At 44.8% G+C, this 15,592-nt stretch carries 17 protein-coding genes; 8 read left to right on the top strand and 9 right to left on the bottom strand.

The genetic code is table 11. The annotated features are described in order from the left end of the window. Positions 1-149 precede the first annotated feature (149 nt). Positions 150-1,511 (top strand): pyridoxal-phosphate dependent enzyme, encoded by a 1,362-nt coding sequence (locus WC615_RS17820; protein WP_372979426.1) that lies wholly within the window; start codon positions 150-152, stop codon positions 1,509-1,511. A gap of 182 nt (positions 1,512-1,693) precedes the next feature. Here WC615_RS17820 and WC615_RS17815 read toward each other — a convergent pair whose 3' ends face one another. The 5 genes from WC615_RS17815 to WC615_RS17795 form a co-directional block, all read right to left on the bottom strand. Further along, complete coding sequence (locus WC615_RS17815) at positions 1,694-2,065, bottom strand: DMT family protein (RefSeq protein WP_191176247.1); 372 nt, start codon at positions 2,063-2,065, stop codon at positions 1,694-1,696. Between the two features lie 168 nt (positions 2,066-2,233). After that, on the bottom strand, positions 2,234-3,850 hold the full coding sequence (locus WC615_RS17810; RefSeq protein ID WP_372979425.1) for an ArnT family glycosyltransferase: 1,617 nt from the start codon (positions 3,848-3,850) through the stop codon (positions 2,234-2,236). A gap of 101 nt (positions 3,851-3,951) precedes the next feature. Then, positions 3,952-5,259, bottom strand: coding sequence for a UDP-N-acetylglucosamine 1-carboxyvinyltransferase (gene murA, locus WC615_RS17805; RefSeq protein WP_372979424.1), 1,308 nt, complete (start codon positions 5,257-5,259; stop codon positions 3,952-3,954). Between the two features lie 110 nt (positions 5,260-5,369). Beyond that, positions 5,370-6,113: a DUF4290 domain-containing protein gene (locus WC615_RS17800; protein WP_372979423.1), complete on the bottom strand. Its 744-nt coding sequence runs from the start codon at positions 6,111-6,113 to the stop codon at positions 5,370-5,372. A gap of 148 nt (positions 6,114-6,261) precedes the next feature. After that, positions 6,262-6,639 (bottom strand): hypothetical protein, encoded by a 378-nt coding sequence (locus WC615_RS17795; RefSeq protein ID WP_372979422.1) that lies wholly within the window; start codon positions 6,637-6,639, stop codon positions 6,262-6,264. Positions 6,640-6,693: 54 nt separating this feature from the next. Here WC615_RS17795 and WC615_RS17790 point away from each other — a divergent pair, with 54 nt between their 5' ends. After that, entirely contained in the window at positions 6,694-7,797 is a 1,104-nt protein-coding gene (locus tag WC615_RS17790) for a mandelate racemase/muconate lactonizing enzyme family protein (protein WP_372979421.1), read from the top strand. A 115-nt stretch (positions 7,798-7,912) separates the two neighbouring features. Here WC615_RS17790 and WC615_RS17785 read toward each other — a convergent pair whose 3' ends face one another. After that, positions 7,913-9,283: a dipeptidase gene (locus WC615_RS17785; RefSeq protein ID WP_372979420.1), complete on the bottom strand. Its 1,371-nt coding sequence runs from the start codon at positions 9,281-9,283 to the stop codon at positions 7,913-7,915. 43 nt (positions 9,284-9,326) lie between these two features. Here WC615_RS17785 and WC615_RS17780 point away from each other — a divergent pair, with 43 nt between their 5' ends. Further along, complete coding sequence (locus tag WC615_RS17780) at positions 9,327-9,704, top strand: hypothetical protein (protein WP_372979419.1); 378 nt, start codon at positions 9,327-9,329, stop codon at positions 9,702-9,704. Positions 9,705-9,731: 27 nt separating this feature from the next. Here WC615_RS17780 and WC615_RS17775 read toward each other — a convergent pair whose 3' ends face one another. Both WC615_RS17775 and WC615_RS17770 read right to left on the bottom strand, forming a co-directional pair. Continuing rightward, entirely contained in the window at positions 9,732-10,067 is a 336-nt protein-coding gene (locus tag WC615_RS17775) for a YbjQ family protein (protein WP_372979418.1), read from the bottom strand. Positions 10,068-10,102: 35 nt separating this feature from the next. Next, positions 10,103-11,029, bottom strand: a complete 927-nt coding sequence (locus tag WC615_RS17770; protein ID WP_372979417.1) for an alpha/beta fold hydrolase — start codon at positions 11,027-11,029, stop codon at positions 10,103-10,105. Between the two features lie 77 nt (positions 11,030-11,106). On the opposite strand from WC615_RS17770, the gene WC615_RS17765 reads away from it, so the two are divergent. From WC615_RS17765 to WC615_RS17745, 5 genes are all read left to right on the top strand, one after another. Then, entirely contained in the window at positions 11,107-11,889 is a 783-nt protein-coding gene (locus WC615_RS17765) for a Rossmann-like and DUF2520 domain-containing protein (protein ID WP_372979416.1), read from the top strand. Positions 11,890-11,908: 19 nt separating this feature from the next. Continuing rightward, positions 11,909-12,241, top strand: a complete 333-nt coding sequence (locus WC615_RS17760; protein ID WP_067057979.1) for a 2Fe-2S iron-sulfur cluster-binding protein — start codon at positions 11,909-11,911, stop codon at positions 12,239-12,241. Positions 12,242-12,275: 34 nt separating this feature from the next. Then, complete coding sequence (gene iscX, locus WC615_RS17755) at positions 12,276-12,518, top strand: Fe-S cluster assembly protein IscX (RefSeq protein WP_372979415.1); 243 nt, start codon at positions 12,276-12,278, stop codon at positions 12,516-12,518. 75 nt (positions 12,519-12,593) lie between these two features. Further along, positions 12,594-13,115, top strand: a complete 522-nt coding sequence (locus WC615_RS17750; protein ID WP_372979414.1) for a KdsC family phosphatase — start codon at positions 12,594-12,596, stop codon at positions 13,113-13,115. Positions 13,116-13,215: 100 nt separating this feature from the next. Then, entirely contained in the window at positions 13,216-13,788 is a 573-nt protein-coding gene (locus WC615_RS17745; protein ID WP_372979413.1) for a nucleoside triphosphate pyrophosphatase, read from the top strand. A 222-nt stretch (positions 13,789-14,010) separates the two neighbouring features. Here the strand turns inward: WC615_RS17745 and WC615_RS17740 are convergent. After that, positions 14,011-15,592: M1 family metallopeptidase (locus WC615_RS17740; protein ID WP_372979412.1), on the bottom strand; the 1,582-nt coding region annotated here is incomplete at its 5' end.

Below are 15,592 nucleotides of genomic sequence, written 5' to 3'. Positions count from 1 at the left end.
TGTGATTAGTTGACCGAGTGGTGAGTGGTTTTCAATCTGTTTGTTACCCAAAAGTAACTACCCACCTAATCAACTACTCACAATTCACCAATATTTGCTAATTTTGACCGCTATCCAATTAAGTACACAGGATAGGTAGACAATAACATATGTGGTACAATAATATACTTGAAACCATAGGCAATACGCCCCTGGTTAAACTGAATAAGATAGCTAAGGACATCCCTGCTACAGTTTTGGCTAAAATAGAAACTACCAACCCCGGCAACTCTATTAAGGACCGTATGGCCCTTAAAATGATTGAGGATGCCGAGAAAAGCGGTAAGCTTAAACCGGGCGGTACAATCATTGAAGGTACATCTGGCAATACCGGTATGGGTTTGGCTATAGCGGCTGTTATAAAAGGCTACAAGTGTATTTTTACCAGTACCGACAAGCAATCGAAAGAAAAATTTGATGCCCTGCGCGCTTTTGGCGCCGAGGTAATTGTTTGCCCCACCAATGTAGAGCCTGAGGATCCACGTTCCTATTACTCGGTATCTTCGCGTTTAGAGCGTGAGGTGCCTAATTCATGGAAACCTAACCAGTATGATAACCTGAGCAACTCGCAGGCGCACTATGAGCAAACCGGCCCCGAAATTTGGGAACAAACAGAAGGTAAGGTTACGCATATTATTGTAGGGGTAGGCACGGGCGGTACCATATCAGGTACTGCGCGTTTCTTAAAAGAAAAGAACCCTGCCATACAGGTGTTGGGTATTGATACTTATGGCTCGGTATTTAAAAAATACAAGGAAACCGGCGAGTTTGATAAGAACGAGATCTACCCGTACATCACCGAAGGTATTGGTGAAGACTTTTTACCACAGAATGTTGATTTTAGCCTGATAGACCACTTTGAAAAAGTAAGCGATAAAGATGCAGCCCTTATGACCCGCGAGATTGCCCGTAAGGAAGGTATCTTCGCCGGTAACTCAACAGGATCTGCTGTGGCAGGTTTGCTGCAAATGAAGGATAGGTTTAAAAAAGACGATGTGGTTGTTATCATATTCCCCGACCATGGTACCCGCTACCTGGGCAAAATGTATAACGACGATTGGCTGCGCGACCGTGGTTTCCTGAAAGATGGTAAATTGACAGCCCGCGACATCATCAGCAAAAAAGAAAATCAGGAGATTGTTACCATTGACTGCGAGAAAACCGTTCTGGAAGCTATTAATACTATCAAGTCGTTAAACATCAGCCAGATCCCGGTTACCCAAAAAGGTATGGTAATTGGCAAAATAACCGAAAGTGACATCCTGGATTCGCTGATAGAGAACCCGGGCATCAAATCACAACCGGTAAAAAACATCTCTACGGCACCGTTCCCCTTTGTGGATCTGAATACCTCAATCGATAAGATCTCGGGTATGATCAATAAGGATAACATCGCTGTGCTGGTAGAGGATGATAACGGTAAGATCGAGATCATCACTCAGTACGATATCATCAACGCGATATCGGCTTAGTGAGATAAAGACAAATTAATAAATGATTCTTGTAGAGACGCGATACATCGCGTCTCTTTTTGTTTGTAACCTCCCCGCGCGTCATTGCGAGGTACGAAGCAATCTTCGATAGAAAAGTAGGCAATAAGCATGTCGAGGATTGCCACGCTACGCTCGCAATGACGTAGTGGAAGAAGCGGCCATCACCACTTCTTAAATATCACAAATACCGCCAGTACGATCAGCCCAAAACCCACCAGGTGGTTCCAGCCAAGCTTTTCGGTTTTAAAGAATACAATGGTAAACACCATAAACAGGGTTAGCGTAATAGCTTCCTGTATGGTTTTTAGCTGTACAAGTGTAAATGGGCCGCCATCGGCTTTAAAGCCCGCACGGTTTGCCGGCACCTGAAACAGGTATTCAAAAAATGCCAGTCCCCAGCTGATGAGGATAATGGAGAATAGCCCAAGGTTTTTGCCCCAGTCGTACTCCTTAAATTTAAGGTGACCGTACCAGGCAAAGGTCATGAACATGTTTGATATGGTGAGGAAGAGGATTGTTTTTACGCCGCGCATGTTTTGAGTTTTCTGATGTAAAATAAAAAATCGATGTAATTGTTTTATTTTGTTACCCTGAGTTTGTTGTATGTCAGTCTGAGCTTGTCGAAGACCCGTAAAAGTGGTTATGGTTCAACAGGTTTCCCATAACATTCTCAATGCGTTAGTCCGAGCTTGTCGAAGACCTTACTGCAATCGCTTTTTCGCCAATTCAGCTTTATAAACCTCATTTAGCTTTGGCGATGGATTGGTAAGCAGGTAGATTCTTGTACCTTTTTCGCGGGCCATGGGGGTTAATACTTCGCCGGTTTTGCGGTAACTTTCCAGCATAGGGCTAAGCCTGCGTTCCACGTTATCATCATCATCCACATAAATAATATAATGAGCGCTCAAACTATCGGCTGCCCAGAGCTGGAAACTGCTGTTGAGGGACGATACATCGGGTATTTTATATTTATTGCGGTAATGATGCAGGGCACCGGCCTCGCCATAGTTATCGGCATATACTTGTGTATGCTTCTGTTGTTCGGGCGTTAACGCGTGATAGGTTTCGCCAACTTTTTTTGCCATTTCGTCCCAGCCAAGCATGTCAGCGTAGTCCTGTGTAAGCGGGTGTTGTTTTTGATCTTCCCAGGTAACTAAAAATTGTAGAAAGGTATAACGTTCTGTAGTATGCTTAATAAAGGCCGTGGTACTGTTTAGCGATAGTATAGGCAACACCAGGGGCAACAGTAATATATTGGGTACAACAAATAATAGTACGGCAGCTGTACGTAGAATGTAGGCCTTGCGGTTCAATATCCGCTCGAAAGTAAAACCACCCGCGGCAAACAGCATGGGGTAGGCGCCGAACAGGTAGTAAATTTTACCGTTCATCTGCAGCAAAAACAAAAATATAAGCACATAAGCAATAGCCATAAACCTGAACCTGCGCAACCTGAATGAGAACAGCAAACTGATAAAACCTGCAAGCCACACAAAAAGCGCCGGGCCGTTAACTAAAAGTTGCTGTTTAATAAAATCTGACGGGTGGATGTAGTCCAGTTGGGTTTCACGCAGTTCTTTCATGTGGTGGATAACCGGCAAATGGTGCGCAAACTGCCAGATAATATTAGGCAGAAATATAAGTATAGCTAACAAGGCCGAGTAAACCACATGCTTATTGAACAACAACTTGCGTTCTCGGCTTATTAAAATACCGATAATAAGCGATGCTGTAAAGAACGCCATGGTATATTTGGTAAGCATGCCTATACCAACAGCAACACCAAGCCAGTATAGGTATTTTACGGTAGCGGTATTTAAGTATTTAATGAATAGCCAAACGGTAACTACCCACCAAAGCTGATCGAATACCACGGGTTGAAAAAGATACCCGCTGGCAGCAAAGGCCGGCGCAAAGATGAGTGCCAAACACGCCAGGGTGATGGCAAACCTGCGCCCGCCAAGTTCGGCGGTTATTTGGCCGGTAAGCCAAACAATAAAGCCGCTGGCAATGGTGCTGAATATACGCGCTGCAAAAACAGAATCGCCAAAAACGTTAAGTGTTATTTTTGCCAATAGGGCAATAAAAGGTGGTACTTCTTTATACCCCCAATCCAGGTGATCACCTAAAACGAGGTGTAATAATTCATCGCGGTGAAAGCCAAAATTGCTGATGGCAAACAGGTTGAGCACTATTTTTAATGCAACAAAGATCAGTATAAAGGTTGAATACGATGACCTCCGGTTTTTATAAGGCATTGACGAATTTAGGATGGTTTTGCTAAAGGTAGTAAAATTGGAGAAATGATGAAAAGACAAAGGGCAGATAGATAAAGATAAAAATACAAAGGACAAAAGATGAGGGAGTTTGTAATTCCTATCCTTTGTCCTTAATCCTTAGTCTTCGTCTAAAAAAGGAGTTACACTCTCTTTATATCGGCTCCAAGTGCTTTTAGGCGCTCATCAATATTTTGGTAGCCCCTTTCTATTTGTTCGATATGGTAGATGGTAGATTGCCCCTGTGCCGATAATGCAGCGATAAGCAATGATACCCCTGCACGGATATCCGGCGAGGTCATAGAGATACCGCGTAACTGTACCATTTTATCTAAACCGATAACGGTAGCACGGTGCGGATCGCACAGGATGATATTGGCACCCATATCCAGCAATTTATCCACAAAGAATAAACGGCTCTCAAACATCTTCTGATGGATCAGTACAGATCCTTTTGCCTGTGTAGCTACTACCAGCACAATGCTCAATAAGTCGGGAGTAAAGCCTGGCCATGGCGAATCGGCAACGGTTAGTAACGAGCCATCAATAAAGGTATCTATCTCGTAATGGTCTTGCGATGGGATGTAAATATCATCACCGCGGCGTTCAAGTTTAATACCCAGGCGTTTAAATACATCGGGTATCATGCCCAATTCGTCGTAGTGTACATCTTTAATGGTGATCTCAGACCCGGTCATGGCGGCAAGGCCTATGAACGATCCAATCTCTATCATATCCGGCAGCATACGGTGCTCGGTGCCGCCCAATTGGCTTACGCCCTCAATAGTTAACAGGTTTGATGCAATGCCGCTGATTTTAGCGCCCATGCGGTTAAGCATTTTACAAAGTTGCTGCAGGTAAGGCTCGCAGGCAGCGTTGTAAATGGTGGTGGTACCTTTTGCCAGCACAGCTGCCATCACAATGTTGGCCGTACCGGTCACCGATGCTTCATCCAAAAGTATGTAAGTGCCTTTCAGGTTTGAGGCATCTACATTGTAAAAACCGTTATCGGGGTTAAAGTCAAAACGCGCACCTAATTTTTCGAACCCTAAAAAGTGAGTATCTAACCTGCGACGTCCAATTTTGTCACCACCCGGTTTCGGGATAGATGCTTTGCCAAAACGCGCCAAAAGCGGTCCCAGTATCATGATAGAGCCGCGCAGGCCGCCGCCTTTGGTTTTAAATGCTTCAGAATTGAAAAAATCCTGGTCAATTTCTTTAGCCTCAAAAGTGCAGGTATCGCGCGATATGCGGTTCACCTCAACACCCATATCGCCCAGCAATTCTATCAGTTTGTTAACATCCTGTATATCAGGTATGTTGCTAATGGTCATTTTCTGGTCGGTAAGTAATACGGCCGATATAATTTGTAATGCTTCGTTTTTTGCGCCCTGAGGGGTTATTTCGCCCTTAAGTTTTTTACCGCCCTGTATTTCGAATGCGTTTTTCATTTATTTTTTATGGTTGATGCTATAGTTTATCGTGTGGCAAAGATTATAAAATAATCGCATATGCGGTTACAACATCCCTGCCATTATATAGGCCATTAGCTAAAAATCAATTAATATTTTTTTGCGCCTCCCGTGTTACGGTTACGGTTGTTTTGGTTATTGTTATTACGCGGGTTATTGTTGTTGGTACGGCCGCCCCCACCACCGCCACCGCGGTTGTTTTGGTTATTGGTACGCCCGCGGCTGTTGTTATTGTTTTGGTTATTATTGTAAGGGTTGGCGCGGAATTCAACACGGTTAAGGTTTACGTTCTCTTCCAGTTTTAAAACGCCGCCCGATAAGGCGTAAAGATCTGACAGGATAATCTCGTCGGCAACAGAATCTTTGTTCCATTGCACGTAAGCCATTTTCATGAAGTTGGCAATAGCCTGCACCATGTGGCGCCTGCGATCGGGCTCTTCAATGCTTTTGGCCTTCTCTATCATCATTTCTATGGTTTTACCGTAGTGCTTGTATTTGATACGCTGATGCGGATATTTAAGCGGTTCGGGTTTCAGATGAATAGCCTCGGGGCTTGGTTTTGGGTAAGGCGAATCAACATCCAACTGAAAATCGGATATGATATGCAGGTGATCCCAAAGCTTGTGTTTAAAATCGGCCACATCGCGCAGGTGCGGGTTCAAAAAGCCCATCAGGTCTATAACCACCTGTGCGTATTTGTTGCGCTCTTCTTTAGTTGGTAACGCTACGATGTATTTCACCATATTTTGCACGTTACGGCCGTATTCAGTTAATAAAAGTTTATTCCTGGTTGAGTTATAATCAAACGGACCAGGCAAATTTGTTAATGCCATGTATATTTTTAATTAAATAAATTGTCTTGAAGGTGTTTTTCGGCGCATGGACAGTTTCTTAGAACAGAAGGCAGAAACCGGAGAACCGAAATGAATGAGTACGAAGTACTAACGCAAATATAGGGTAAATGTGTTAAAGTGCAAAGTGCTATTGTGATTCGGATCGATTATCGGTGATGGTTTGTTTTGGCACCTGGAAAAGTAAAATAACAATCCAGATTTGCAAAAGTGTTTGAATAATCTCAACTATCCCTGCCAAAGTGTTGTTGATTAGATCTGGAACATGCTTAAGTACAGCAAGCGTGCCAAGTAATGTTATTACTAATAAAAAGTATTTCATCCATGCATATCCCATTCTTATTAAAAATGCAAGAAGCAATAGCATAATGAGCATGAAAATTGCAGCTCCAATATTATGCGTACTTATTAATTTATTATGATTGAAAAATATAGCGACAGCACCAATAAGTATTGAGGCCAAAGTTATATTTGACGCTTTAATATAATTAGGGTGAGTGTATGACATTTAGTTTAAATTAGGCTGACTAAAGATAAATATCATTTTTGATAACTAATATTTATGACAAATAAAATCACCGCCGTAGATATCTACCGTTTCAGCATTCCCATGGAGCCATTTACCATAGCCACCGGTACTATGGACCATGCGCAGAATGTGTTTATCCGCATCCATACCGATAAAGGCTTTTATGGCGTGGGCGAATGCTCGGCCTTCCCGATGATCGTCGGCGAAACACAGGACACCTGCCTCGCTATGGCGAAAGATTTCGCTAAGCTTTGGAAAGGGCAGGATGTGCTGGATATCCCCGCCCGGATGCAGCAACTGCATGATGCGGTTGCTGGCAATACTACCATTAAAAGCGCTTTTGATATGGCCTTGTATGATATATCCGCAAAGCATGCAGGCCTGCCGTTATACAAGTTTTTACGTGGCAAAAAGCGGGTTGTTGAAAGCGATATCACCATTGGGATAGGCGCACCGAAGCAAATGGCCATGAAAGGTGTGGCTTTTAAAAGAACCGGTGCCAACATTTTAAAGGTAAAGCTTGGCAAAGGTGCCGAAACGGATGTAGAACGCATTAAACAGATCCGTGAGGCGGTTGGCCCCGAAATGAATATTAGGGTAGATGCCAACCAGGGCTGGAGCTTTGACGAAGCCGTTTTTGCCCTGCAGGCGATAGGCCAGTATGATATTGAATTTTGCGAGCAGCCCATGCGCACCTGGTATAACGACCGCCTGCCCGAACTGATGAAGCTATCGCCGGTAAAAATTATGGCTGATGAAAGCGTATATAACCACCACGATGCACGGATGCAGATAGAAAGTGGTTCGTGCCATTATATCAACATCAAAATGGCCAAATCGGGCGGAATACTGGAGGCTAAAAAGATCCATGATACAGCAGCAGAACGTGGCATCCCCTGCATGATGGGCGGTATGCTGGAAAGCCGCATTGCCCTAAGCAGTAAACTGCATTTTGTTTATGCCAGCCCCAATATTCATTTTTATGATATGGATACCTGCATGTTGGGCCACCTGGTTGATCCCTGCGTTGGCGGTGTAACCTACGAGGGCTATAAGCTAAACATCAGCAACGAACCCGGCATAGGTGCAGATGCGGATGAAGCGTTTTTGAAGGGCTGTGAGAAGTTTACAATTTAATCTAACAAAAAAGCGTCATTGCGAGGAACGAAGCAATCTCCCGATAAGCATATCGGCTATACATAGTCTTGAGATTGCTTCGTTCCTCGCAATGACGCGGCGGGGAGTTAAGGTGTTACTTACTCAATTCCGCAAAATATTTATGGAACAATGGGATGGTTTCTATCCCCTTGTAGTAATTGAAAATGTCGTATTTCTCGTTTGGAGAATGCAGGGCATCGCTGTCGAGCCCAAAGCCCATAAGCACGGTTTTAAGGCCAAGTTCCGCTTCAAATAAAGCTACGATTGGGATGCTGCCACCGCCACGGGTTGGGATAGGCTGCTTGCCAAATGCTTCGGCAATGGCTTTTTGTGCCGCGCGGTAAGCAACGCTATCGGTTGGGGTAACAACAGGCTCACCACCATGGTGTGGGGTAACTTTTACTTTAACATAAGGCGGCGCTATCTTCAGGAAATGATCTGTAAACAGTTTGGTAATTGCCTCAGATGTTTGGTTCGGTACCAAACGCATCGAAATTTTGGCATTTGCTTTTGATGGCAGCACGGTTTTAGCGCCTTCGCCAATGTAACCGCCCCAAATGCCGTTCACCTCAAGGGTAGGGCGGGTGCCGGTACGCTCAAAAGTGGTGTAACCTTTTTCGCCCCATGTTTCGGCAATATCCAGGTCTTTCTTGTATTCTTCTTCGTTGTATGGTGCCGCGTTTAGTTCCGCGCGTTCGGCAGCAGTAAGTTCGGTAACATCATCATAAAACCCAGGGATGGTGATGTGGTTGTCATCATCATGCAGGGATGCTATCATTTTGGCCAGGATGGTTGCCGGGTTGGCTACGGCGCCACCATAAACACCCGAGTGCAGGTCGCGGTTAGGGCCGGTTACCTCCACTTCCAGGTATGATAAGCCACGCAGGCCGGTTTCCAGCGATGGGTTCTCCATGCTGATCATCGAGGTGTCAGATATCAATACTACATCAGCCTTCAGGCGTTCTTTATTTGCTTTTACAAATATGCCCAGGTTGTTTGAGCCTACTTCTTCCTCGCCCTCTATCATAAATTTGATATTGCAGGGCAGGGTGTTGGTTTGCATCATCAGCTCAAAAGCTTTTACATGCATATAAAACTGACCTTTATCATCGCAGGCACCTCGGGCATAAATTTTACCATCGCGTACGGTCGGCTCAAAAGGCGGGGTTTTCCAAAGCTCTAATGGGTCGGGTGGTTGTACGTCGTAATGGCCGTAAACCAATACAGTTGGCAGGGATGCGTCGATGATCTTTTCGCCGTAGACAATAGGGTAGCCAGCGGTTTTACAAACTTCTACGTTATCGGCACCGGCATCGGTCAGTTTTTTGGCTACGTAGTCGGCAGCGTTTAAAACATCGGGCGCGTATTTTGGGTCGGCGCTAACAGAGGGGAAGCGCAGCAGTTCAAATAATTCGTCAAGCAAGCGTTGCTTGTTATCTTCTATATATTGCTTTATTACTTGCATAGGATGCTATAATTTGAAGCAAAGATAGTAGTTTATTTTAGGGGTGGAACGACACGAGAAAGGTTTTTGTCAGTCTGAGCCTGTCGAAGACTTTACGCTTGGTAAATGGTTCGACAAGCTCACCATGACAAATAAAAGTATTATTTCGCCCTTGTTGGTGTTGTCACCAACAAGCCGCCATGCATTAAGGCTTTGCAATTTCAAAACTGTCCTAAATGTTGTTGGTGACAACACCAACAACGGCAAAAAAAGAGGGTTGCATGCAAAGGGATTATTACCAATGAGATGCATATCTGTTTTTATCACGCAAAGACGCAGTTGTCAGTCTGAGCCTGTCGAAGACTTTACGCTTGGTAAATGGTTCGGCAGGCTCACCATGACAATTCTTCTTTGCGCCTCTGCGTCTTTGCGTGAAATATAAATTGTGTGATATTACTATGGGGAAAGCTTATTCAGCTACCTTCTCAACCACAACAGCAGTACCGTAAGCTAATACCTCGGTAATGCCCTGCATTACTTCGTTGGCATCGTAACGCATACCGATGATGGCATTTGCACCCAATGCCTGCGCGTGTTGTATCAATAAATGATAGGCTTCTTCGCGGGCGTTTTCGCAAAGTTCTACATAAACAGAAAGCCTGCCGCCAAAAAGCGATTGAATGCCGCCGGCAAAATTACCCACAACGCTGCGGCTGCGGACTGTAATACCGCGTACCACGCCTAAGTGTTTAACAACCTTGTAACCGTCTAAGCCGGTGCTTGTAGTGATGAGTGAAGTATCCATAGTAAGGGATTTAGTGTTTGTTTATCATATAGACACTATTTCCTCAAAAATGTTACCAAAGCGGGGTTAACAATATCAGCCTGTTCAAGATAGGGCAGGTGCGCCGCATCATCTACCGGTAAAAACTCGGCTTTTAACACGCTGCGTATGGAGTCGCTGTAGCTAATTGGCAGGGTCTTATCATCTTTACCCCAAACCAGCAATACCGGTTTGTGCAAATTATTAAGTGCGGTGTTAGTTTGGCGGCCGTTGTATGTTGCCCGGTAATTATAATTTGTTGAAACAAGTGCATGCCTGAAACCCTTATACTCCATTTGCGGCCGGTATTGTTCAACCCAGTTTGGGTATTTATCGGGATATTTAAAATCGCTCATCTGGCCAAGCGCGCGCTCTTCGGAGTGTATCGCTTCGATATATTCGGCAATAAACTGGGGCGTTTTTGACGTTGTTGCTGCGTAAACAGGATCAATCAGCACAACCTTATTTACCAGGTTGGGGTTAGCCACCGTAAAATCGGTTGCCAGCATACCGCCAAATGATACACCCATCAGGCTTACAGGTTGTTTTAGATTTAGCTTTTCTATTAATTCTTTTAACTGATCAAAATAAAGTTGCTTATCGTAAGCCACGTTTGGTCTGTCAGAGTAGCCTCGGCCAAACTGGTCGTACCGCAACACGCGGAAACCATGCTCGGCAAGGTATTCATAAGTGCCGTTCCAGATGTAATAAGGTACACTAAAGCCGTGCAGCAGTACTACTACTTTGCCGGTATCGGGGCCATCCAGTTCGTAATGGGTAACCCCGCCGCTTAATTCAATATAGCTGCCGTTTGTGTTTTTGCGGAGCTCGTAGGTGAGTTCTTTCTTTTCGGTGTTGTAATGGTCATAAATAATATATGCAGCAACTGCACCTAAAATTAAAAGCACCACAACAAGCCAAAGCATGTTCTTCAAAAATTTCATATCAATTAGGGTTATTGATTTTAAGGAATAAAAATAGCAGAAATATTTAAGTTTGTGCTGTAAAGGATATTCCAAAAATGCGTATAACTATCATCGGCTCGGGCAACGTTGCCACACATTTATCGGCGGCATTTAAAAATGCCGGTCACCGTATTGTGCAGGTGTATAGCCGTAATATGCATAACGCCGCCTTGTTGGCTTATCATGTAGGTGCAGAAGCTATAGACAGCCCCCGGGAGATCACCGGCGATACCGACCTGTTTATACTCGCCATAAAAGATGATGCTATAGCTGAATTTGTCCCTCATCTGTTTTCTTTCAATAAACTAATAGTGCATACATCAGGTGCTGTAGAGCTGCAACAATTGTTGAATTTTACAAATAATGCCGGGGTCTTTTATCCGCTGCAAACTTTTAGCAAAACAAAAGAGGTAAACTTTAGGGAAGTGCCGCTTTGCATTGAGGGAGCCGATGAAGCCATTACCAAAATGCTGGAAGGCCTTGCCCGTGATATCAGCAACAACGTTTACCGGGTAAATTCCGCGCAGCGTAAAGTATTGCACCTGGCCGCTGTGTTTGCCTGTAATTTTACCAACCATCTGTATAGCGTAGGCGAACAGCTTTTAGCCGGGAGCGATATGAGTTTTGATATGCTGCGCCCGCTAATAGCCGAAACCGCCGATAAAATAAAAGACCACCGCCCTGCCGATGTACAAACCGGCCCCGCTGTACGTAACGATGATTTGACAATGCAGGCGCATTTGCAAATGCTTAACAAACAGCCCGATTTGCAGGAGATATATACACGGTTAAGTCAGGATATTATCAAAAACCACAACAGCGGCAACGGGGATAAGTAATTTTGTTACTTTTGCCAAAATGAATATTTTTAAAGTAAAGATTAACTTTGAGGAGAAGGACCATGAAAGCGTGGAACTACCTATTGCCGAAGGGGAATCTGTTTTAGACGTTTGCCTGGAAAATGGCATTGAGCTGCAGCATAACTGCGGCGGGGTTTGCGGTTGCAGTACCTGCCATATTTATGTGAATAAAGGGATGGATAACATCCAGGAGATATCTGACAAGGAAGAGGACTTTATTGACAGGGCTGTTAACCCGCGCATCACATCGCGCCTGGGCTGCCAGTGCGTTATAATTGACGGCGATATAGAGGTAACCCTGCCAGATCAATCCGGCTTTATGGGCCATTAATGCTAAATTTGATAATACTACCCACAACCAGAAAATGATAGACCATAAATTCGCCCTACCCATACATTGGAATGATTACGAAGATATAGCCATGAGCCTTTACGAAAAGTTTGGTGATGATTTTGGCGAATCGAAAATATACCGCATCCGTTTTACCGAGCTTTTGGACTGGGTGCTTAGCCTGCCAAATTTTGCCGGCACGCGCGAAGAATCAAACGAAGGCCACCTGGAGCAAATACAATCAGCCTGGGTGTACGAGTGGAGAGATAATCAATAGTTTCAGTTAACGGTTTGCAGTCGGCAGTTCAACCACAAATGAACTAATGAACAAGTGAGCTAATGAACCAACAAGATGGAATCTTTTTTAACCAAGCTTAAAGATATAACCACGTTTATTTTTGATGTGGATGGCGTGCTGACCGATGGGTCGATATTTGTGACCGAAACCGGTGTGCAAAGCCGTGCCTTTAATATTAAAGATGGTTACGCCCTGCAACTGGCTGTTAAATGCGGTTACCATGTGGCAGCTATATCTGGCAGCCGGTCAAAAAGCGCGTTGTTCCGTTTAAACAGTTTGGGTATTAATGATGTTTATTTGGGTGCACATACCAAATCTGAAAGGTTTAAGATCTACATAGAAGAGAAAAGCATTAACCCGGCTAATATCCTTTACATGGCCGATGATATCCCTGATCTGTCTGTAATGAAACTGGTTGGCCTGCCGGTTTGCCCCGCAGATGCCGCCGAAGAAATAAAAGCCATTAGCGCCTATGTATCGCCTTTTGCAGGTGGTAAAGGCTGCGCCCGCGATATTATTGAAAAGGTAATGAAGGTGCAGGGCAAATGGATGAATGCCGAGGCGTATAGCTGGTAGGTTTTAGCTGATAGTTCATGGCCGAGTGTTCATAGTAACCGCCATGATAATTTTCCGCAGCTACCATGAACCATAATCTATGAACCATCAACACATAACTATGATCGCTTTTCCACCAATTATTCTTGCATCAAAATCACCGCGGCGGCAGGAGCTTTTAACGCTGATGGATATTGATTTCCGTGTGGTTTTAAAAGAGGTAGATGAATCATATCCTGATGGGTTAACACCTGCGGAAATTGCACTTTACATTGCTACCCAAAAAGCCGAAGCCTTTGATGAAGATGTTAACGACGAGGTAGTGCTTACAGCCGATACCATAGTTGCTATAGATGGCCTGATTTTAGGCAAACCCGAATCATCAGAGCACGCGGTTGAGATGCTGCAACGATTATCCGGCCGGATGCACGAGGTTTACACCGGCGTTTGCCTGCTTTACAAAGGCCAATACAATAAATTTTACGACAGGAGCGAAGTGTTTTTCCGCAAGCTGACCGATCACGAGATCCGCAGTTATGTAGAGGAATATCAGCCTATGGATAAAGCCGGCTCATACGGCATCCAGCAGCGCATAGGCCTTATCGGCATCGAGCGTATCAATGGCTCATATACCAATGTGGTGGGCTTACCAACTGAGAAGGTTTACCAGCAGTTGGTAAGATTGAAATCTTAGTTTTTTTGCTCTTTATTCCCGTTTGCTAAACCCCGCGCGTCATTGCGAGGTATGAAGCAATCTCTGAACTATGTATAAACGCCATGCCTGCGCAATTGTCTATCGGGAGATTGCTTCGTACCTCGCAATGACGTGGTTGAAGGAGGTGTGTAGAGACGCGATACTTCGCATCTTCTTTATGCAAATCCCGCGTGGCTGGTTAAGACGCGAAGTATCGCGTCTCTACAGCTTCTTACTATTATTTTTCCTGTTCACATCCGGTAACGCATTATCCGGATCGATAGTTACGCTTTCAACATCCTGGGTGGTGGGCAGGGTATAGGTAGTTACTTTATTCTGCAGCCAGGTTTCCACCGGGAAATAGGTGCGCTGTTTGCTGCCATCTTTCATTTTTGCTTCTACCGTAAATGGCATAGCCATCATTTCTTTATTTGCGATGGTTAGTTTTACGCCTTTGCTGTGGTCTTTGTCAACGTATTTAGCATCTATCAGAGCTATATCCAGCTTGTAGTTGTTATAGAACCAGCCGCGCCAAAACCAGCTCAGGTCTTCGCCGGCGCCGTTTTCCATCGAACGGAAAAAGTCATCAGGCTGCGGGTGTTTATAAGCCCATTTAGCGATGTAATTACGGAATGCATAATCAAACCTGTCTTTTCCTAAGATCTGCTCGCGCAGCAGTATCAAACCAAAAGCTGGTTTAAAATACGTTAACGGGTGGCGATATTTCTCTGGGATGGCATCAGGCTGGGTCATGATGGTTGGCGAGTTCGGGTCGATAATATGCGCGATGATCTCATCAGCAGGATTACCGCCGCCCGGGGCATATTCGCCGTCTCGTTTGGGTGCGTATTCGCCTTTGTTGAATGCGTCCGACGCGTAAACATCTATAAAAGTGTTAAAACCTTCATCCATCCAGGCAAAACGGCGCTCATCGCTGCCTACGATCATCGGGAACCAGTTGTGGCCAATTTCGTGCGCGGTTACATAAAAAAGCTCGCCGCCCTTATCGTTCATCCCGTCAAATAAAATTCCCGGATACTCCATGCCGCCTGCAATACCGGCTTCGTTTATAGCAGTAGGGTATGGGTATGGATACCATTTTTCTGAGAAATGCTCGATTGCTCCCTTCAGGTATTCGGTAGAGCGATCCCAGCCATCTTTCCCCTGGCTCTCAACAGGGTAAACCGACATGCTCATGGACTTTTTACCGCCCGGCAGGTTCACCCTCGCGGCATCCCAGATAAATGCCCTGGAAGCGCCAAAAGCAACATCGCGGGTATTTAGCATTTTGTAATGCCAGGTAAGCGTGCCTTTATTAACAGGCCGCGATGCTTTATCATTAATTTCGGCCGCTGTGCGGATCATGATGGTTTTATCGCTGTTGCGGGCCGCTTCTAACCTTGCAATTTGCTTAGCCGTTAGTACTTCTTTTGGGTTTAGCAGGTCGCCGGGGCCGGCAACCAATACATCCCATGGAACGGTTACCGAATAATCGATATCGCCGTACTCGCAGTAAAACTCGCCACTGCCTAAAAATGGTGCTGTTGCCCAGCCGCGGCTATCGTCATAAACACATACCCGTGGGAAAAACTGCGCTATCTCATAGATCTTGCCGTTTTTGGTATCCACATAGTCGGTACGGCCGCCAAAATTACCGGGGATGGTATAATGATACCTGATGCTTAGTTTAATAATGCCTTTGCCTAATGGTTTTGCCAGGCGCACCTGCATCCGGGTATCGGTAATAACAAATTTAGCTTTAGTGTGGATATCGCCGGTAACAATATCTACCGCCTCAATCTGG

The organism is Mucilaginibacter sp. (genome assembly GCF_041663085.1).
Taxonomy (GTDB): domain Bacteria; phylum Bacteroidota; class Bacteroidia; order Sphingobacteriales; family Sphingobacteriaceae; genus Mucilaginibacter.
Note: the sequence above shows the minus strand (reverse complement) of the source record. Positions and strands in the feature narration are given on the sequence as shown.